The organism is Nonomuraea rhodomycinica (assembly GCF_013363995.1).
GTDB lineage: Bacteria > Actinomycetota > Actinomycetes > Streptosporangiales > Streptosporangiaceae > Nonomuraea > Nonomuraea rhodomycinica.
Map to the genome: position 1 here is coordinate 69,919 of NZ_JABWGO010000004.1, position 18,334 is coordinate 88,252.

The following is an 18,334-nucleotide window of genomic DNA, read 5'->3' on the forward strand; positions in this document are numbered from 1 at the left end:
AAGGGATGGACGTCATGCTGGGCTATCTCTTCCCCGGCCAGGGGACGGTCCGTGTCGGCATGGGCGCCTGGCTGCGCCGCCGCCCGGCCGCCCGCGCGCGGCTGGAGGAGGTGGACGCGCTGCTGTCGCGGCCCATCTCGCCGTTGTGCGCGCGCGGGCCGCTGGACCGGCTGGTCGCCACCGAGCACGCGCAGCTCGCCGTCACGGCCTGCAACCTCGCGGCGCTGGCCGTCCTGGAGGAGGAGGGGTACGCGCCCGAGATCGTCGCCGGGCACAGCGTCGGCGAGCTGACCGCGCTGCACGCGGCCGGCGTCCTGGGGCTGGCCGACACGGTACGCCTCGTCGAGACGCGGTCGCGGCTCATGGCCGCGGTGGGCGTCATCGGCGGGATGCAGGCCGTCATGGGGCTGCCGGTGGAGGACGTCGAGGCCCTGGCCGAGGCCGCCTCGGGGCCCGGCGAGCCGGTGGTCGTCGGGCTGGAGAACGCGCCGGGGCACGTCGTGGTCTCGGGCGCCCTCCCGGCGCTCGACCGGCTCACGGAGCTGGCCACGGCCGCCAGCAAGATCGTGCCGCTCACGGTGGGCAACGCCTTCCACTCGCCGCTCATGGAGCCCGCGGTGGCGGGGTGGGCGGCGGCGGTGGCGGCCGTGCCCATGCTGGAGCCTCTGGTGCCCGTCGTCCCGAACGTCACGGGCGAGCCCACCACGGACCTCGCCACGCTGCGGGAGGCGCTGGTCGCGCAGCTCACGGGGCGGGTCCGGTGGACGCGCACGGTGGCGGCGGTGGACGCGGTGGCCTCGGGCGTGGAGGTCGGGGACAGCAAGGTCCTCACGGGGCTGTCGCGGCGGGCGGAGGCGCGCTGCCTCAGCATGGCCGACCCCGCCACCCTGCGCCGCCTGGCCAAGGCGGTGGCGGCGTGAGGCGCGAGAAGGCCGGGGAGGCCGGCGGGTGAACCGGTGGGGGAGCGCGCTGGTCTGCTTCGCGGGGCTGACGCGCCCGCAGCAGCTCGTCGCGGGGATGCGGCTGGAGGAGGTCTACACGGCCGCCGAACGCGTCCGGTCCGCGGCGGGCGTGAGCGTGCAGCACTGGGCGGGCCGGCTGGCGGGCAAGCGCGCGGTCCTGCGCCTGCTCGGGGTGCCGCCCACGGCCGAACGCCTCGGCCAGGTGGAGGTGCTGCCCCGGCCCACCGCGTCGTGCCGCGCGACGGCCGCCTGCCACGACGGCCACCCGCCCGCGGTACGGCTGGCCCCGCCGCTGGCCGAGCTGGTACGGCCGGGCGGCCGCGTCCGCGTCTCCATCAGCCACGCGAGCGGACGCGCGCTGGCCGTGGCCGTCTGCTCCGCCCGCCTGCCCGAGGACGAGGAGACCTGACATGCCCATGGACGTTCGGAAGGCGGCCGAGGCGCTGCTCGACGCGTGGCGGGCCGGGGACCCGGAGGCCGTGGCCGCGTCGGTGGACACCTTCGAGGACCCCGACTCCGGCGGGCCGCTGGCCGGCGCGGCGCTGGCCGAGCACGCCGCCCGTACGGCGGCCCGCTTCCGCAACGCGCGCTTCACGGTGGAGCGCGTGACCGGCGACGCCGACGCCGCCGCCGTCTCCTGGACCCTGGTGGCCGACCACCGCGAGTCCTACCTCGGCATGCCCGCCACCGGCGGCACCGCCACCGTGCACGGCACCGACCTGGTCACCCGCGACGCGCACGGCGTCCACGTGCGCCGGAGCTTCGACCGGCTGGCGCTGGCCGAGGCGCTCGGGTACACGGCCCGGTTCGTGCCCGGCGCGGACGAGGCCCGGGAGTTCGGCGTCAGCGCCCGCGCCGCGACCGGCCGCACCGGCCGGCCGGGGGCGCTCGTGCTGACCTGGCTGGAGATCCGCGACGACGCGGAGGCCGCCGACGTGGACCTGCTCAGCGTGGAGATCGTCAAGTCGCTGCGGTCCTCGAAGGGGTTCCTGGGCGTGACCACGTTCGACGTCGGCGCCCGCAAGTTCACGTTGAGCGCCTTCGACCGGCCCGAGTCGCTGCGGGCGGTCCACGCCCGGCCGCACCAGCGGGCCATGCGCCGCTTCTTCAAGGGCGGGCTGTGCACCCGGGTGCACACCAGCGTCTGGTACCCCGCCACGATCCGCGACTACGCCCGCTGCCCCGCCTGCGGGACGGTCGTGGCGGCGGGCAAGGACGCGGCCTGCGCGTGCGGGTGGACGCCGGAGGACGCGTCCACGTTGTGATCCCTCCTCGCGAGAACACGGGAGCCCGAAAGATGATCGACTTCACCGCCGAGCACGACCTCGGCGACAGGACCAGCGGACGGCCCGCTGTGGCGTTCATGTCCGCGTTGTTCGCCGGTGGGTGGATCTGGGAGCACCCGTACCGGCGTCTGGAGGCGGCCGGATGGCCGGTGCTCCGTACCCACGAGGCGATCTGCGCCCTGGACCGGCAGGTGGCCGGGTCGATCGAGCAGCTCGGCGACGCGCTGCTGCGCGCCTGCGACGCCGCCGGCGTGCAGGACGTCATCGTCTGCGCCAACTCCCTGGGCGGCCTGGTCGCCATCGACCTCGCCGGCCGCCACCCCGACCGGGTGCGCGGGATCGTGGTCAGCGGCGCGCCGGGCCTCACCGCCGACCCCGACGTCGGGCTGAGCTTCGACCGGCGGGGCAGCGTCCGGCCGTTCGGCGACGAGTTCGGTGAGCGGATGGTGGCCGCGCTGTTCCACAGCGGTCGCAGCTTCTTCTCGGACGAGCGGATGAGCGAGGTGGGCGAGATGCTGCGCCGGCCCGAGTCCATGGTGAGCATGGCGCGCAGCATCAAGGCCACCCGCCGCTACGCGGTGCGGCCCGCCCTGGACAAGGTGCGCTGCCCGTCCCTGTACGTCTGGGGCCGGCACGACCGGATGACCCCCGTGGACCCGTGGCTGGAGCTCCTGGCCGACTACCCGGACAACGAGGTGCTGGTCGTCGAGCAGAGCGGGCACATCCCGATGGTCGAGCGGGCCGAGGAGTACACCGGCGTCCTGGAGTCCTTCGTGACGCGCTGCGCGGGCGCCCTGGCATGACCGTCGTCGCCGCCGCGGCGGCTCTCCCTGCCACGCCGGAGCGCGCCGGCGAGCCCGCCGTCCTCCTCGGGGTGGACGTCGTCGAGGTGGCGCGGCTGGCGCGGGCCGTCGAGCGGGGCGGCGAGGCGTTCGCGCGGCACGTCACCACCGAGGCCGAGCGCGGGCTCACCTGCGAGGCGGCGGCGTTCTCCGTCAAGGAGTGCCTGATCAAGGCGGTCGGCGGCCGGGCGCCGGGGTTCGCCTGGCACGACTTCGAGGCGGTGACCGGGGCTCCGGCCGCGTGGGCGGGCCGCCTGCTGGACGAGGCCGCCGCCGAGCTGGCCGCCGCCACCGGGGCGGCGCTGGACGGCAGCGCCGCGTACGCGCTCCACGGCGCCTCCCGCGACGCCGCCCTGCGCCGGCTGCGCCCGCCGCGGGACGCGGCCGTCGCCGGCGCCGCCCGATGGGGGAGCGGCGGCGGGCTGTTCGTGGCGCTGGCGATCGTGTACGTCGACAGGAAGGAAAGTGCCCGATGTCCCAGGTGAAGACGGTACGACCGGGGGAGTCGATCCAGCGGGCGCTGGACGAGGCCGGTCCCGGAGCGAGCATCGTGCTGACGGAGGGCACGTACACCGAGAGCGTCTGGATCCGGCACGGCGGCGTGTCGCTGACCGGCGCCGGCCCCGGCCGGACCGTGCTGGCCCCCGGCGACGGCGCCCCGGCCGACGTGCCCCGGCTGCACGACGCCTCCGAGGACGTCGTCAGCGGCGTCACCGTGTACGGCGACGCCGTCGCGAACGTCACGATCGAGGCGCTGACCGTGACCGGCTTCACCGGCGCCGGGATCTACGCCCACTCCGTCGCCGGGGTGAGCGTGCGCGACGTGGAGGCCCGCGGCAACGCCGTGTGGGGCGTCTACCTGCGCGAGTCCAGCGGCTGCGAGGTGAGCGGCTGCCGCGCCTCGGGCAGCCAGTACGGCGGTGTCGCGCTCAGCTTCTGCCCCGACTCGGACGCCCTGGTCGCCGGCAACGAGACGTCCGCCAACGCCTTCGGGATCTTCGTCGACAACTCCTCGGGCGCCCGGGTGGTGCGCAACGCCTGCCACGGCAACGCGATCGGCATGCTCCTGCTCAACCAGGTGTACGAGGGCGAGCCCGCGGGCGGCGTCCGGGACTGCCTGGTGGCGGGCAACGACCTGCACGGCAACGGCCTGGCCGCCGGCGCCGAGCCCGACGGGCTGGGCGCGGCCGGGCCGCCCATCTCCGGCGTCGGCCTCGCGCTCATCGGCACGCACCGGGTCGCCGTCGTGGACAACCACATCCACGACAACCACCCGAGCGGCGAGTCGGTCATGGGCGCGGGCTTCGTCATCGGCTCCTCCAAGGACTGGGGCGGCGACGACGCCCTGGACAACCACCTGCTGTGGAACCGGGTCACCGGCAACACCCCGCTGGACTTCCAGCTCGGCGCCGACCTGACCCGGCAGACCTGCGCCGGGAACGTGGCCGGCAAGGGCGACCCGGCCGAGCTGCTGGACCGCGACGACGCCTCCGGGGGGTGGCGCCGATGACCACCCTGGAGACGGCCTCCGCCCCCGCGACGACGACCACCCCGGCCCTCGCCTGCCGGGGCCTGCGCAAGCGTTACGGCGACGTCGTCGCCGTCCAGGACGTCGGCTTCGCCATCGCCCCCGGCCAGGCGTACGGCCTGCTCGGCCCCAACGGCGCCGGCAAGACCACCACGATCTCCATGCTCGTCGGCCTGCTGCGCCCCGACTCCGGCACCGTGCTGGTCGGCGGCACGGACCTCGCGGCCGACCCCACCCGCGCCAAGGCGAAGATCGGGTACGTCCCCCAGGAGATCGCCCTGTACCCCGAGCTGACCGGCCGCGAGAACCTGCGCTTCTTCGGCCGCCTGTTCGGCCTGCCCCGCCGCCGCCTGGCCGCGCGCATCGACGAGGTGCTCGACCTCATCGGGCTCACCGACCGGGCCGACACCAAGCTCGGCACGTACTCCGGAGGCATGAAGCGCCGCATCAACATCGGCGCCGCGCTGCTGCACCGCCCCGAGGTGCTGATCCTGGACGAGCCGACCGTCGGCGTGGACCCGCAGAGCCGCAAGGCCATCCTCGACGGCGTCGAGCGCCTGGTCGGGGAGGGCATGGCGCTGCTGTACACCTCCCACTACATGGAGGAGATCGAGCGGGTCTGCGAACGCGCGGCGATCATCGACCACGGCCGGATCATCGCCGACGGCACCCGCCGCGAGCTGGTCTCCCTGGTCGGCACCGCCGACAAGGTCGAGCTGGTCCTCGACGGCGACGTGGAGACGGCCTTCGCCAAGCTGCGCGCCGTCGAGGGCGTGGTGGAGGCGGCCCGCACGGGCGCGTCGTCGGTACGGCTGATCGCCGAGGGCGGCAGGTACCTGCTGCCGGCCCTCATCACCGCGGTGGAGGGCAGCGCCACCGTCACGGCCACCCAGGTCATCGAGCCCGACCTGGAGGCCACGTTCCTGCACCTCACCGGCAGCACGTTGAGGGACTGACCATGTTGCGGGCCCTGTGGACGGTGAGCGCGCTGGAACTGCGCACCCGCCTGCGCGACGGCACGGCGATCGTCATCGCCGTGATCGTCCCGGTGACGCTGGCGACCCTGTTCGGCCTCGCCCTGGGCGGCGACGACCCGCCGCTGAAGGCGACGGTCGGCTTCGTGGACCTGGACGGCGGCGAGTTCCCGGCCAGCGTCCGGCGTGAGGTGATGGCCGCCAAGGAGCTGAAGGGCTCCGTGACGCTGCGCGACCTGCCGAGCAGGGAGCAGGCCGGCCGGGAGCTGGAGTCGGGCGCCATCGGCTCGGCGATCGTCTTCCCGGCCGGGTTCAGCGAGAGCGTCGGCGCCGGCAAGGGCGGCGACGTGGCGGTCCTGAAGACGCCCGAGTCGCCCCTCGCGGGCGTGGTGGCCAGCGCCATCGTGGACCGCATCTCCGCCGTGGTCGACGCCCGCACCCTGGCCGTACGGGCCGTGCTGCGCGCGGGCGTGCCCGGCGACCAGGTCAAGGAGCTGGTGGAGCGCAACGGCGCGGCCGGCCCGGCGATCGGCCTGGCCGACGACCCGCTGGCCGGCGGCAAGATCGACCTGTCGGTCTACTACGGCTCGGGCATGGCGGCGCTGTTCGCGTTCTTCGTGGTGGGCGCCTCGTTCCGGGGGCTGCTCACCGAACGCAAGCTCGGCACGCTCGACCGGATCCGCGCCGCCCCGGTCGCGGCCTGGGTGCCCGTCGCGGGCAAGGCCGCCGTCGGGTTCGCGCTGGCCGTCGCCGGGGCCCTGCTCAACTGGGGCGCCTCGGTGCTCATCTTCGGCTCCACCTGGGGCGACCCGGCGGCCGTGACCGTGGTGCTGGTCGCGCACGTGCTGGCCGCCGCCGCGATCACCATGCTGGTGACCAGCCGGGTCAGGACCGACGCCCAGGCCGACGGCGCGATCATGATCGTGTCGTTCGTGGCGGCGTTCTTCGGCGGCAGCCTGGTGCCGGTCTACAACCTGCCCGGCCCGCTCCAGGCGGTCGCGCTGCTCACCCCGAACGGCTGGACGTCCAAGGCGCTGACCGAGCTGGCCGGCTCGGGAGCGGGGCTCGCGGCGGTGGCGCTGCCGGTGGGCGTGCTGTGCGCCATCGCGCTGACCGCGGGCGGCCTCGCCGTCCTCGGCTTCCGGAAGGGACTGCTGCTATGAGGACCGCAAGGATGCGCCCGCGGCCCGTGCTCGCGCTCGTGGCCGCGAACCTGCGCCGCCACACCCGCGACCGCGTCGGCCTGTTCTTCATGGTCGTCATGCCGTTCGTCTCCATCGTCTTCGTCGGCATGGCGCTCGGCGGCGGCACGACCGGCTCCTCCCGGCTGCCGGTCGGCGTGGTCGCCGAGGGCTCCGGCCCCGTGACCACCGCCCTGCTGGCCGAGCTGCGCCGCCACCCCGACCTGGAGGTCACCACGATGACCTCGGCCGCCGAGCTGCGCTCGGGCGTGCGGGAGGGCTCGCTCGCGGCGGGCCTGGTCATCCCGTCCGGCTCGACCAGGCTCGACCTCGTCGTCACCGAGACCAACGGCAGCGGCATGGCCGCGCGCAGCGCCATCGACGTCGCCGTGAGCAAGGTCGCGGCCGTCGAGGAGGCCACGCGCGCCGCCCGCACCGCGGGCGCCACGCCCGAGCAGGCCGCCTCCTACGTACGGCAGGCGCAGGCCGAGTCCGGCCGCGTCGCCGTGAAGGACACCTCGACCGCGGCCGGCGACCCGCGCGGCTTCGCCTACACCGCCCCCGCGAACCTGCTGCTGTTCACCTTCATCAACTCCATGGCCGTGGCCGCCGCGCTGGTCGAGAGCCGCCGGCTCGGCATGCTCCAGCGCGCGCTGACCGCCCCCGTACGACACCGGTCGGTGCTGCTCGGCGAGGCGCTGAGCCGCCTGCTCGTCGCGCTCGCGCAGGCCGCGCTCATCATGGCGGTCAGCGCGCTCGCGTTCGGCGTCCACTGGGGCGACCCGCTCGGCGTCGCGGCCGTCGTCGGGACGTTCGCGCTGGTCTCCACCGGGGCGGCGATCCTCGTCGGCACGCTGCTGCGCACCCCCGACCAGGCCCCGGCCATCGGGCCGCCGCTCGGCGTCGTGCTCGGCATGCTGGGCGGCTGCCTGTGGCCGCGCGAGTCGTCCGGCGACGTGCTCAACGCCGTCGGCCACCTCTTCCCGCACGCCTGGGGCATGGACGCGCTGCTGAAGCTGGCCGTGCCCGGCACGGGCATCGGCGCGGTGCTGCCGCAGCTCGGCGTGCTCGCCGCGATGGCCGCCCTGCTGCTGGGCGCCTCCCTGGTCCTGTTCGGCCGCCGCACCCGGGCGCTGGGGTGAGCGCCATGCGGATCCTCGTCACCGGAGCCGCCGGGTTCGTCGGCTCGGCCTACGTCCGGAACCTGCTCGGCGGCGCCTACCCCGGCTGGGACGACGCCGAGGTGACCGTGCTGGACGCCCTCACCTACGCCGGCGACGTCGCCAACCTGGAGCCGGTGCTGCTCCACCGGCGGCTGACGTTCGTCCGCGGCGACATCGCCGACCCCGGCCTGGTGGCGCGGCTCATGCCCGGCCACGACCTGGTCGTCAACTTCGCGGCCGAGAGCCACGTGGACCGTTCGATCGCCGCCGCCGACCGGTTCGTGCGCACCAACGCGGCGGGCGTCGAGACGCTGCTGCGCGCCGCGCTCGACGCGGGCGTGGCCACGTTCGTCCAGGTCTCCACCGACGAGGTGTACGGCTCGATCGACGCCGGCTCCTGGGCCGAGGACAGCCCGGTCCGGCCGAACTCCCCGTACGCCGCCTCCAAGGCCGCCGGCGACCTCATGGCCCTGTCCTACGCCCGCACCCACGGCATGGACGTGCGCGTCACCCGCTGCGGCAACACCTACGGACCCCGCCAGTACCCCGAGAAGCTCGTCCCGCTGTTCGTGACCAACCTGCTGGCCGGCCGGCCCGTCCCGCTGTACGGCGACGGAGGCAACACGCGCGAGTGGATCCACGTGGACGACCACTGCCGCGGCGTCCACCAGGTCGTGGAGAAGGGCGTGGCCGGCGAGGTGTACCACATCGGCGGCGGCACCGAGCTGACCAACCGCGAGCTGACCGCGAAGCTGCTGCGCGCCTGCGGCGCCGGCCCCGAGCTGGTCCGGCGCGTCGCCGACCGGCCCGGGCACGACCGCCGCTACTCCCTGGACGACTCCAAGCTGCGCGGCCTCGGCTACCGCCCGCTGGTGCCCTTCGAGGAGGGGCTGGCCGAGACCGTCGCGTGGTACCGCACCAGACACGAGGGGGACACATGAAGGGCATCCTGCTGGCCGGCGGCCGGGGCACGCGCCTGCTGCCCACGACGCTGGCGGTCTCCAAGCAGCTGCTGCCGGTCAACGACAAGCCGCTCGTCTACTTCCCGCTCTCGGTGCTGATGCTGGCCGAGATCCGCGACATCCTGGTCGTCTCCACGCCGGAGGACGTGCCGCAGATCCGCCGCCTGCTGGGCGACGGCTCCCGGCTCGGGCTGCGCATCACCTACACCGAGCAGCCGGAGCCGAACGGCATCGCCGAGGCGCTCGTGCTCGGCGCCGACCACATCGGCGACGACCCGGTGGCGCTCATCCTCGGCGACAACGTCTTCCACGGCTACTCCTTCCAGGAGATCCTGCGGCAGGAGTGCCGCGACATCGACGGTTGCGTCCTGTTCGGCTACCCGGTGCGCGACCCCGAGAGGTACGGCATCGCCGAGACCGACGAGCTCGGCCGGCTGGTGTCCATCGAGGAGAAGCCCGCGGCGCCCCGCTCCAACCGGGCGGTCGTCGGCTTCTACCTCTACGACAACGACGTCGTCGACATCGCCAAGAACCTCTCGCCGTCGGCGCGGGGCGAACTGGAGATCACCGACGTCAACCGCGCCTATCTGGAGCGGGGCAAGGCCAAACTGGTCGACCTCGGCCGCGGCTTCGCCTGGCTCGACGCGGGCACCCCCGAGTCCCTCCTCCAGGCCGGGCAGTACGTCCAGCTCCTGGAGCAGCGGCAGGGCGTGCGGATCGCGTGCCTGGAGGAGATCGCCCTCCGGATGGGCTACATCGACGCCGAGACCTGCCACCGGCTCGGCGTCGAACTGGAGAAGTCGGCCTACGGCCAGTACGTGATCTCCGTGGCGGAGCAGTTCGCCGCCCGGTGACTCGTGAGCAAGGAGGCAAGTCATGACCATGACGGCACTGTTCCCCGGACGTTCGCCGGCCGGCGGAGACCATGTGACAGACGTGTACCGCTACGCCTCCCGCAAGGGCGCGATCGAGTCGGTCGAGGCGGCCGCCGAGGACCTCGGCCTGGCCGTGCGCGACGTGAGCGCGGCGGTGGAGCACCTGGTGGAGAGCCGGCTGCTGCGGGTGGACGACAGCGCCGGCCTGCGGTTCACGCCCGTGGACCCGGAGCTGGCCGCCGCCTCGCTGGTGTCGTCCGTCGAGCGGGAGATCTACCAGCGGCGCGAGCTGATCGACCAGATCAAGGAGCGGATCGGCACGTTCCAGCCCGACTACATCGCGGCGGAGGCGTCCACGGCCCCGCGCGCCGTGGACTACCTGGTGGGCTCCATGGAGGTGCGCGGCTTCCTGAAGACCGCCAGCGACGGCTGCCGCGACGAGGTGCTGGTGCTCCAGGCGGGCGGCGGCGTGACGGGCGACCTGTCCGAGACGTTCCTCGCCCTGCTGGCCAGGGGAGTGGTGGTGCGCATCATCTGCCAGCACCGCAACCGGGGCGACGTGTCCACCCGCATGCGGATGAAGCGGCTGACCGACGCCGGCGCGGTCGTCTACACGCTCAGCCACATCCCGCGCTCGGCGGTGGTGTTCGACCGCTCGCTGGTCGTCATGTTCGGCTCCGGCGGGGAGGAGGCGAACGTCGCGCGGGTCCGCGACTACGGCATCGCGCAGTTCTTCCTCGACCTGTTCAACCACCTGTGGGAGATGGCCACGCCCCTGGAGGGCATCGAGTTCGGCTACGCCGACGTGGCCGACGACCTCCAGCAGTCCATCGCCGCGCTGATGGCCAAGGGCTACACCGACGAGGTCGTGGCCAGGAAGCTCGGCATGTCGGTGCGGAGCTGCCGCCGGCACATCGCCACGCTGATGCGCGAGCTGGACGCGACCAGCAGGTTCCAGGCGGGGGTGGCGGCGGCCAGGAGCTTCCTGCGCAACGCCGGCTGACCGCCACCCCCGCCCCCGCGACGTCAGACGACCTGGTGGCCGCGCATCGCGACGGCCACCCCGGCCAGGCCCCGGGCCCGCTCGACGACCGTCTCCACGCCGGTCACCAGGTCCTCGAACGACATCCGCGGGTCCAGGCAGATCCGCACGGAGCTGTTGGCGTCCTCCGCGTCCACCCCGATGGCGGTCAGCACGTACGAGGGCTCCTGCGAGCCGGAGTTGCAGGCCGACCCGGTGGACAGCGCCACCGTGGTCAGGCTGGACACCAGGCTCTCGCCGCGAACCCCCGGCAGGACCACGTTGAGCACGTGCGGCACGCCGCCCCGCGGGTCGCCGTTCAGCCGCATGCCCGGGACGCCGGCGGCGAGGATGTCCAGCGCCGTCGCGCGCAGCTCGCGCACCCGCCGCAGGTCCGCCTCGGCCCGCGCCAGCGCCAGCTCCGCCGCCTTGCCCAGGCCCACCACCAGGTGCGTGGGGACGGTGCCGCTGCGCAGCTCGTACTGCCCGCCGCCGAACATGACCGGCCGCAGCCGGTGCCGGATCTCCGGCCGCACGTACAGGGCGCCGACGCCCTTCGGGCCGCGCAGCTTGTGCGCCGACAACGACAGCAGGTCGATCTGCGCCTCCCGCACGTCGATCGGCACCCGCCCGGCCGCCTGTGCCGCGTCCACGTGCAGCAGGGCGCCCACGTCGTGGCAGAGCGCGGCCATCGCGTGCACCGGCTGCACGGTGCCGATCTCGCTGTTCACCCACGCGGCCGTGGCCACCCGCGTGTGCAGGTCGAGCAGCCCGTCGAGGTGGACCAGGTCCACCTGGCCGTCCGGGCCCACCCGCACGGTCCGCGCGTCCACGCCGCGCGCCGCGAGCGCGCGGCCGACCGCCAGCGACGACTTGTGGTCGGTCGGGCAGAACACCCCGTTGACCGGCGCCCTGTCGTCGTGGCCGAACGCGCCGAGCAGCGCGATGTTGTTGCTCTCGGTCGCGCCGGAGGTGAACACCAGCGCGTCCGGGTCGGCGCCGACCAGCCGGGCCACCGACTCGGCCGCCGCGTCCACGGCCCGGCGGGCCCGCTTGCCCAGCACGTGCGGCGACGACGGGTTGCCGAACTCCTCGCGCAGGTACGGCAGCATCGCGTCCAGCACCTCGTCGTCGACGCGGGTGGTGGCGCAGGCGTCCAGGTAGATGACCTTCATTTGGCGTCAGCTCCTGAGGGTGCTGACGGTGACGAGCTTGGCGTAGATGTCGTCGGTGGACATCTCGCCGCTGCCGCCCGGGTCGGCGATCACCACGCGCATGTCCGGCAGGCCGTACAGGTTGAGCGCGATGTCCACGCCCGTCTGGACCGGCATCAGGCACTCGCCCGGCGCGAAGATCAGCAGGTTGCGGTAGCCGGCCTTGTGCACCTCCGACACCATCTCGGTGATCTCGCCCGCGCAGCCGGTGATGCCGCAGCTGATCAGCGTGCGGTAGTTGCCGTCGGCGTCCACGAACGCCACCTCGGCGTCGCGCCGCCCCTCATCGCCAGCGGAGTCGAGATAACGCTTCTCCAGCAGGCCCTGCTTGACGAACCGGTCGGCGGCCTTCTGGAAGCGGTACTTCAGCCACGTCTCCGGGAACGCGAGCGGGTGCTTGCGGCTCGGCAGCACCAGCTCGGCCGGCAGCCCGTAGTCGCACAGCGCCTTCTCGTAGGAGGTGGGCAGCGTGGTGAAGCCCTCGAAGAACTCGGCCCGCAGCTCGCTCGCCGGGCGGCCGTGGGCCGGCACGTACTGCCAGTCGTTGATCAGCAGGAGCAGCCGGCCGGAGACGCCCGCCTCGGCGTACTCGCCGAGCAGGTCGAGCGACAGCTCCCACGTGTAGCCCGGGAAGATGCCGACGCGGCCGGCCACGCGGCGGCGCATGGTCTCGTCCTTCTGCTCCTCGACGACGCCCGGCACGAGCCGGCCGCTCGCCTCGTCCTCGAACAGCATGAAGTGCCCGCCCATGACGACCAGGTCGCCGAGGCCGGAGGCGGGCAGCTCGCGGGCGATCGCGTCGCGGAGCTCCTGCTCCGAGGCGACCAGCCGGTGGGTCTTGGTCACTCGGTCGGTGACGGCGTGGTTCATGGCTTCACTCCGAGTCGCGTGAGATCTGATGGACGGTGGCGCTCCGCGAGCGGCCGGGTCGGGACGAGCCGGCCGGCGAGGACGCCCAGCGGGACCGGGCCGGCGAGCTGCCGGAGGGTCAGGCCCTCCCAGCCGCGCTCGCGGAGCTCGGCCAGCACCCGGGGGATGCGCAGGGCGCGGCCTCCGGCGAGGGTGTAGCTGTCGGAGAGGTCGAGACGGGGCAGCCCGTTGACGAGCCGGACGGCGGCGGACAGGGCGCGGGCGGCCTCCTCGCCGTCGCGGCCGTCCCACGCGGGCAGCGGGCCGGCCGGGGCGTGGGCGGTGAGGGTGGACGGGCCGGTCGGGGCGTGGGCGGCGAGGGCGGTCGGGGTGGGCAGGGCGGCCAGCCGGGCCACGTCGCCGAGGCGCGGGCCGCCCTCCGGGTCGGCGTCGCAGGCGAGGATCAGCGCCTCGTGGCCGCGCAGGAACGCCTCCACCGCCGCCGCGTCCATCACCGGCGAGGCCGCCTGCAGGGACACCGCGACCGCGTCGCGCCACTCGTCCACCCGCAGGTACGCCTCGGACCCGGCGTGCGCCCACGCCTCCGGGACCGGGTGCCAGGTGAGGGCGGTGCGCCGGCCCCCGTAGTCCTTGGAGCGCTGCTTGATGAAGTTGACCTCCGCCCCGAGGAGCACCTCCCGGCCGCGCCGCGACCCCTCGCGGGACACCAGCTCCACCACCTCGTCGTACGGCAGGTAGGAGTGCTCCTTGGCCCGCGCGAAGGCGGCGGCCACGCGGCCGAGCAGGTCGCCGAACGCCGGGTCGCCGGAGCAGTCCACGCGCACCAGCGTCGGCGAGAACATGCAGGTCAGGACGTCCGGGTACGGATGCGACTCGCGGTTGCTGACGAACGACAGGTGGCTCACCGACTCCAGGCCGGTGTAGGCGGCGGTCAGCGCGGTGTGGGCGGCCAGGTGGACCAGCGACGGCCACACCCCGTACCGGGCGGCGATCCGGCGGGTCGCGCCGAGGAGGGCGGGGGAGGTGAGCGAGGCGTGCCGGGCCGGCGGTTCGTCCTTCGTGAGGATGCTCCGGCGGCGGGTGGCGTACGGGTCCGCGGGCAGCGCGGCGACCTCCTCCTGCCAGTACGCGATCGACCGGGCGGCCACCACCGTGGCGTCGGCCGACGTCTCGTGGCGGGCCAGGTCGGACGGCTGGTGGCGCACCGGCATGACCGTGGCGGGGCGGCGGGCGGCCAGGGCGGCGCCCTGCGTGCGCAGCTCCCGCTTCAGCTCCCCGAGCGTCCACACGTCCACGGCCAGGTGGTTGAGCACCATGACGACCCGCTTGGCCACGCCGCCGGCGGTGATGACGGCCGCGCGCAGCGGCCACTCGCCGGCCAGGTCGAACGGCCGGGTGCTCAGCTCGTCGACCACCTCGGCGGGCGCGGGCGTGCCGTCGCGCTCCACGGTGACCTCCCGCACCCCCAGCGCGCCCGGCGGGTGGACCCGCTGCACGGGCCCGGTGCCGGGCTCCCCGGCGTCCAGGTGGTACGTGGTGCGCAGCGTCTCGTGCCGCCGTGCCAGGTGGGTGAGCATCGCCCGGCAGTGGGCGGGCGTGACACCGGCCGGCACGTCGAGCGTGAGGACGATGTGCGTCTCGTGCTGGTGCCGGGGTGGGAGCTGGTGGACGCGCAACCAGATGTAGCGCTGCCCCCAGCACAGGTTCGCGGTTCTCACAGCGGACAACTCGGCCTCCACAGCCGGCGATTGTCGGACTACCGAATAAATCGAGGATTGGCTTTTCCGGGGACCGTGACAAGCGGGCCGCGCTGGCAGCTTGGACGTGCGACAACCTGCCAGCGTGCGCATTCCCGGCCGCCTTGACCGGGGCCGCGCCATTCCCGGACGCTTTGTACGAATGGATTTTTCTGGCAGATTGGCGGATGACGATGTCTGAAATTCCGAGCCAGTTCCAGAGCCTTCTGCGCGCGCATCTGCCGTACGCGGACTCCGCGGAGCTGTCCGCGCGGGACGAGCTCGCCGGTCTCGGCCTCGACTCGATGGGCGTCGTGCGGCTGCTGGTCGACATCGAGAACGGCTACGCGGTCGAGCTGCCCGACGACCTCCTCGACGAGTCGACGTTCGCCACGGTCGGCTCGCTCTGGCAGGCGCTCACCACGCTCCCGGCGTTCCCGCCGGTCCGCTGAGGCACGCCGAAGGGCGGGGGCCGGTCACCGGTCCCCGCCCTTCACGTGTCCGCCGGCCCGAGCGGTGTGCGTCAGGTCGCGCGGCGGGTGCGTCAGGGCGCGCGACAAATGGGTCAGGTCCGTAGGGTCGTGGCCAGGGCGCGGCGGTCCACCTTGCCGTTGGCGTTCAGCGGCAGCTCGCCCAGCACGGTCACCGAGCGCGGCACCATGTAGCCCGGCAGGACCTCCGCGACCCCCTTGACCAGCGCCACCGGGTCGAGTCCCCGGCCCGTGCAGGCGGCCTCCAGCTCCAGCTCGCCGTCCGCCCCGGGCAGCGCCAGCACGACCGCCTCCTCCACGCCCGGCCTCGCGCGCAGCGCCGCCTCCACCTCGCCCAGCTCCACCCGGTGCCCCGACACCTTGACCTGCTGGTCCAGCCGCCCCAGGTGGACGAGGACGCCGTCGCGCCACGCGACCCGGTCGCCGGTGCGGTACCACAGGTCGTCCGCCATGACCCCGGCCGCCCCCGCCGCCCCGGCGGCCTCGGCGGGCACGGCGCGTTCGCCGTCGAAGGCGACGAAACGCCCCTCGTTGACCGCCGGGTCCGTGTACCCGGGGAAGCGCTGGACGCCGCGCAGGCACAGCTCGCCCTGCGCCGCCGGCCGCCCGTCCGCGTCCAGCACCACGTGCCGCACCCCCGGGTACGGCAGCCCGATCGGCACGGTGCCGTTGGGCGTCCGCGGCCAGCGGGACCGGTCGGCGGGCAGCCGGTACTCGGTGCAGGAGATGGTCAGCTCGGTCGGCCCGTACAGGTTCTCCAGCACGCTGCCCGGAGCGGCCTCCCGCCAGGCGTCGGCCTGCCGCAGCGTCAGCGGCTCGCCGCAGAACAGGCTCCAGCGCAGCGACGGCATCGAGCCCGGGGCCAGCCGGCGCAGGCGCAGGGCGAGCGAGACCACCGACGGCACCGAGAACCAGTGCGTCAGCCGCTCCCTGGCCACGAACGCCACCGGCTTGAGCAGGTCGTACCGGCTCGGCACGACCAGCGTGGCCCCGCCGCCCCAGGTGGCGAACATGTCGAACACCGACAGGTCGAAGGTCAGGTCGAACGTCTGCGACGTCCGGTCGCCCGGCCCCAGCCCGTACCGGGGGACGACGTGCGACAGGTACGCGCTGACCGAGCGGTGACGCAGCGGGACGCCCTTGGGCGCGCCCGTCGAGCCCGAGGTGAACAGCACGTAGGCCAGGCCGTCCACCCCGTCCGCCGGGGCCAGCGGCTCCGCCCGGTCGCCGCCGGGGTCGTCCGGGGTGAGGGCGAGCACCGGTGAGGGGAACGGCGGCAGCGGCCCGCGCGCGGCGTCGGCCAGGACGACGTCCAGGCCGGCGGCCCCGGCGACGGCCAGGTTGCGCGCCTGCGGCATGGCGGGGTTGAGAGGGACCGCGGTGGCGCCGATCCGCTGGATGGCCAGGTAGCCGGCGTAGGCGAGGGTGTCGCGCGCCGCGTACAGGCCGACCCGCGCCGGGCGCCCGCCGGGACAGGCCCCGAGGATCCGCGCGGCCAGCCGGGCGGCCAGGTCGTCCAGCTCGGCGTAGGTGTGGCGGGCGCCGCCCGCCTCCAGCGCCACCCGGTCGCCGAAGCGCGTCACGGAGCCGGCGAACCACTGGTGAAGGGTGCGTTCCACAGGTGTCTCCAAGGTGGCCGGGCCGGTCACGGGGATGCCGGTCACGGGGATGCCGGTCACGAGGACGGGGCGGGCGGGTCGGGGAGGTCGCGGGGGAAGAGCGAGGGCGGCAGGTCGCGGCCGGGCCCCTCCCACAGGTCGGCCAGGCGCCGGTCCGGGTCGGCGACCGCGAGCTGCGTGCCCAGCGCGAGCGTCCGCATGACGTCCGTCATCGCGCCGGCGGGCAGCACCTCGGGGTCGGCCAGCATGAGCACGCTGGTACGGCCGCCCTGCACCGCCACCCGCACCCGGAACGCCTGCCCGTACTGCTGCGCCAGCGGCGTCCAGGCCAGCTCCGCCGGGCTCTGGTCGGCCGGGTCGGAGGGCCGTCGGTCCACCTGGATGTAGTTGAACCAGGCCCGGAACAGGTGGTTGACCCAGCAGTCGTGCCCGGGGTCGGCATCGGCCGAAGCGATCTCGGCGATCCGGTCGAAGTCGTAGCAGGAGTACCGGTACGCCCGCGCGCCCGCCCAGTGCAGCCGCCTGATGTGCTCGGCCAGCGTGGCGCCGGGATCGACGGCGGTGACGAACGGGATGAGCTGGTTCATCGTGCCCACGTTGTGCTGGTCCTCCTGGGCGAACCGGTTGGAGGACATCAGGCTCATCGTCACCCGGTCGGTGCCCAGGTGGCGGGCCAGCCCGGCGGCCACGAACGCCATCACCACGGCCGGCGCGGTGACCCCGTGCCGGCGTCCCGCCTCGGCCGCCAGCCCGCCGAGGCGCCGCGAGTGCAGCGTCAGCTCCAGCCGGTTGCGCTTCACCCGGGCCGGCAGCGTGGGCAGCCCGTCCATCAGCCCCTGGGCCAGCACGTCCCGCCAGTAGCGTTCGGAGCTCTCCTGCCGGGGCCGCCAGGACTCCTCGCGCTGGCGCCGCGCCAGCTCGCGCGGCGTGAGCCCGGTCGCGGCGGTGGCGGCCGGGTCGGCCACCAGCGCCTTGAACTGGTCCTGCAGGTGGTGGATCGACCACAGGTCGAGGATGAGGTGGGAGAAGGCCAGGCTGATGTACAGCGGGGCGCCGCCGGAGCTCACCAGCCGGGCCCGCCAGTTCAGGTCGCCGCTCATCGAGAACGGCTCGGCCACCAGCTCCGCCTTGGTCCGCTCGTGCTCGGCCGGGTCGGTGACGACCCGGTCCACCCGCTCGACCGGCAGGCTCACCGCGTCGTGGACGACCTGCACCGGCCGGTCCCCGCGCGGGTGGTAGGTCGTCCGCAGCGCCTCGTGCCGGTCGACCAGGCGCCCGAGGGCCGTCGTGACCTGGTCGTTCGTCAGGCCGCGCAGGTCCCACGTCGTGGCCAGGTTGGCCTCGTGCAGCCAGTCCTCCGGATACCGCTCGATCTCCCGCCAGCTGAACAGCTGGCCGTTGCTGAGAGGTGCCTCGACGGACATGTGGTCTCCTCCCGGCGGCTTTCTCCGTCCGTAATTCATTGCGTGCGCGAACGCCCGGGGTCAAGGCCGCGGGCGGTGGCCGGCGCTGGCCACTAACGGCGGCCACAAGGTGCCAGTCGGCGACCGTGTCCCCCAAATGGAGCACCGCCTTAGTGTCTTATCGACAACTATGCGGAGCCGCTGAAC

The 18,334-nt window shown here is 74.3% G+C and carries 18 protein-coding genes; 13 read left to right on the forward strand and 5 right to left on the reverse strand.

Annotation, left to right across the window (positions count from 1 at the left end; translation table 11 throughout):
- Window positions 1-14 precede the first annotated feature (14 nt).
- The 12 genes from HT134_RS19110 to HT134_RS19165 are packed head-to-tail and all read left to right on the forward strand — an operon-like array spanning window position 15 to window position 10,776.
- Window positions 15-920 carry an ACP S-malonyltransferase gene (locus HT134_RS19110; protein WP_175601788.1) on the forward strand — a complete coding sequence of 302 codons (906 nt, stop codon included), beginning with the start codon at window positions 15-17 and terminating at the stop codon, window positions 918-920.
- Between the two features lie 28 nt (window positions 921-948).
- Entirely contained in the window at window positions 949-1,371 is a 423-nt protein-coding gene (locus tag HT134_RS19115; protein ID WP_175601789.1) for a phosphopantetheinyl transferase, read from the forward strand.
- A 1-nt stretch (window position 1,372) separates the two neighbouring features.
- Complete coding sequence (locus HT134_RS19120; protein ID WP_217708087.1) at window positions 1,373-2,227, forward strand: ester cyclase; 855 nt, start codon at window positions 1,373-1,375, stop codon at window positions 2,225-2,227.
- 32 nt (window positions 2,228-2,259) lie between these two features.
- Window positions 2,260-3,051 carry an alpha/beta fold hydrolase gene (locus HT134_RS19125; protein WP_175601790.1) on the forward strand — a complete coding sequence of 264 codons (792 nt, stop codon included), beginning with the start codon at window positions 2,260-2,262 and terminating at the stop codon, window positions 3,049-3,051.
- Window positions 3,048-3,575 carry a 4'-phosphopantetheinyl transferase superfamily protein gene (locus tag HT134_RS19130; protein ID WP_175601791.1) on the forward strand — a complete coding sequence of 176 codons (528 nt, stop codon included), beginning with the start codon at window positions 3,048-3,050 and terminating at the stop codon, window positions 3,573-3,575. The genes HT134_RS19125 and HT134_RS19130 overlap by 4 nt, the downstream gene beginning before the upstream one ends.
- The gene (locus HT134_RS19135) at window positions 3,563-4,600 is read left to right on the forward strand and encodes a right-handed parallel beta-helix repeat-containing protein (protein WP_175601792.1); all 1,038 of its coding nucleotides are present in this window, start codon (window positions 3,563-3,565) and stop codon (window positions 4,598-4,600) included. Before HT134_RS19130 ends, HT134_RS19135 begins: the two co-directional genes overlap by 13 nt.
- A complete protein-coding gene (locus tag HT134_RS19140; RefSeq protein ID WP_175601793.1) occupies window positions 4,597-5,574 on the forward strand; it encodes an ABC transporter ATP-binding protein in 978 nt (325 codons plus the stop codon). Before HT134_RS19135 ends, HT134_RS19140 begins: the two co-directional genes overlap by 4 nt.
- Before the next feature lie 2 nt (window positions 5,575-5,576).
- Entirely contained in the window at window positions 5,577-6,755 is a 1,179-nt protein-coding gene (locus HT134_RS19145; RefSeq protein WP_175601794.1) for an ABC transporter permease, read from the forward strand.
- Window positions 6,756-6,766: 11 nt separating this feature from the next.
- On the forward strand, window positions 6,767-7,915 hold the full coding sequence (locus HT134_RS19150; RefSeq protein ID WP_175601795.1) for an ABC transporter permease: 1,149 nt from the start codon (window positions 6,767-6,769) through the stop codon (window positions 7,913-7,915).
- A 5-nt stretch (window positions 7,916-7,920) separates the two neighbouring features.
- Window positions 7,921-8,877, forward strand: a complete 957-nt coding sequence (gene rfbB, locus HT134_RS19155; protein ID WP_175601796.1) for a dTDP-glucose 4,6-dehydratase — start codon at window positions 7,921-7,923, stop codon at window positions 8,875-8,877.
- Entirely contained in the window at window positions 8,874-9,752 is an 879-nt protein-coding gene (rfbA, locus tag HT134_RS19160) for a glucose-1-phosphate thymidylyltransferase RfbA (RefSeq protein WP_175601797.1), read from the forward strand. Before rfbB ends, rfbA begins: the two co-directional genes overlap by 4 nt.
- Window positions 9,753-9,774: 22 nt before the next feature.
- Window positions 9,775-10,776, forward strand: coding sequence for a helix-turn-helix transcriptional regulator (locus HT134_RS19165; protein ID WP_175601798.1), 1,002 nt, complete (start codon window positions 9,775-9,777; stop codon window positions 10,774-10,776).
- Between the two features lie 23 nt (window positions 10,777-10,799).
- On the opposite strand, the gene HT134_RS19170 is transcribed toward HT134_RS19165, so the two are convergent.
- The 3 genes from HT134_RS19170 to HT134_RS19180 are packed head-to-tail and all read right to left on the reverse strand — an operon-like array spanning window position 10,800 to window position 14,596.
- Window positions 10,800-11,969 carry a cysteine desulfurase family protein gene (locus HT134_RS19170; protein ID WP_175601799.1) on the reverse strand — a complete coding sequence of 390 codons (1,170 nt, stop codon included), beginning with the start codon at window positions 11,967-11,969 and terminating at the stop codon, window positions 10,800-10,802.
- Window positions 11,970-11,975: 6 nt separating this feature from the next.
- The gene (locus HT134_RS19175; protein WP_175601800.1) at window positions 11,976-12,878 is read right to left on the reverse strand and encodes an LPD16 domain-containing protein; all 903 of its coding nucleotides are present in this window, start codon (window positions 12,876-12,878) and stop codon (window positions 11,976-11,978) included.
- Window positions 12,875-14,596, reverse strand: coding sequence for a condensation domain-containing protein (locus HT134_RS19180; protein ID WP_312888296.1), 1,722 nt, complete (start codon window positions 14,594-14,596; stop codon window positions 12,875-12,877). The genes HT134_RS19175 and HT134_RS19180 overlap by 4 nt, the downstream gene beginning before the upstream one ends.
- A 212-nt stretch (window positions 14,597-14,808) precedes the next feature.
- On the opposite strand from HT134_RS19180, the gene HT134_RS19185 reads away from it, so the two are divergent.
- Window positions 14,809-15,066 (forward strand): phosphopantetheine-binding protein, encoded by a 258-nt coding sequence (locus HT134_RS19185; protein WP_217708089.1) that lies wholly within the window; start codon window positions 14,809-14,811, stop codon window positions 15,064-15,066.
- Window positions 15,067-15,179: 113 nt separating this feature from the next.
- Here HT134_RS19185 and HT134_RS19190 read toward each other — a convergent pair whose 3' ends face one another.
- Complete coding sequence (locus tag HT134_RS19190) at window positions 15,180-16,724, reverse strand: amino acid adenylation domain-containing protein (protein WP_175601803.1); 1,545 nt, start codon at window positions 16,722-16,724, stop codon at window positions 15,180-15,182.
- 56 nt (window positions 16,725-16,780) lie between these two features.
- Window positions 16,781-18,148 carry a condensation domain-containing protein gene (locus HT134_RS19195; protein ID WP_175601804.1) on the reverse strand — a complete coding sequence of 456 codons (1,368 nt, stop codon included), beginning with the start codon at window positions 18,146-18,148 and terminating at the stop codon, window positions 16,781-16,783.
- Between the last annotated feature and the right edge of the window lie 186 nt (window positions 18,149-18,334).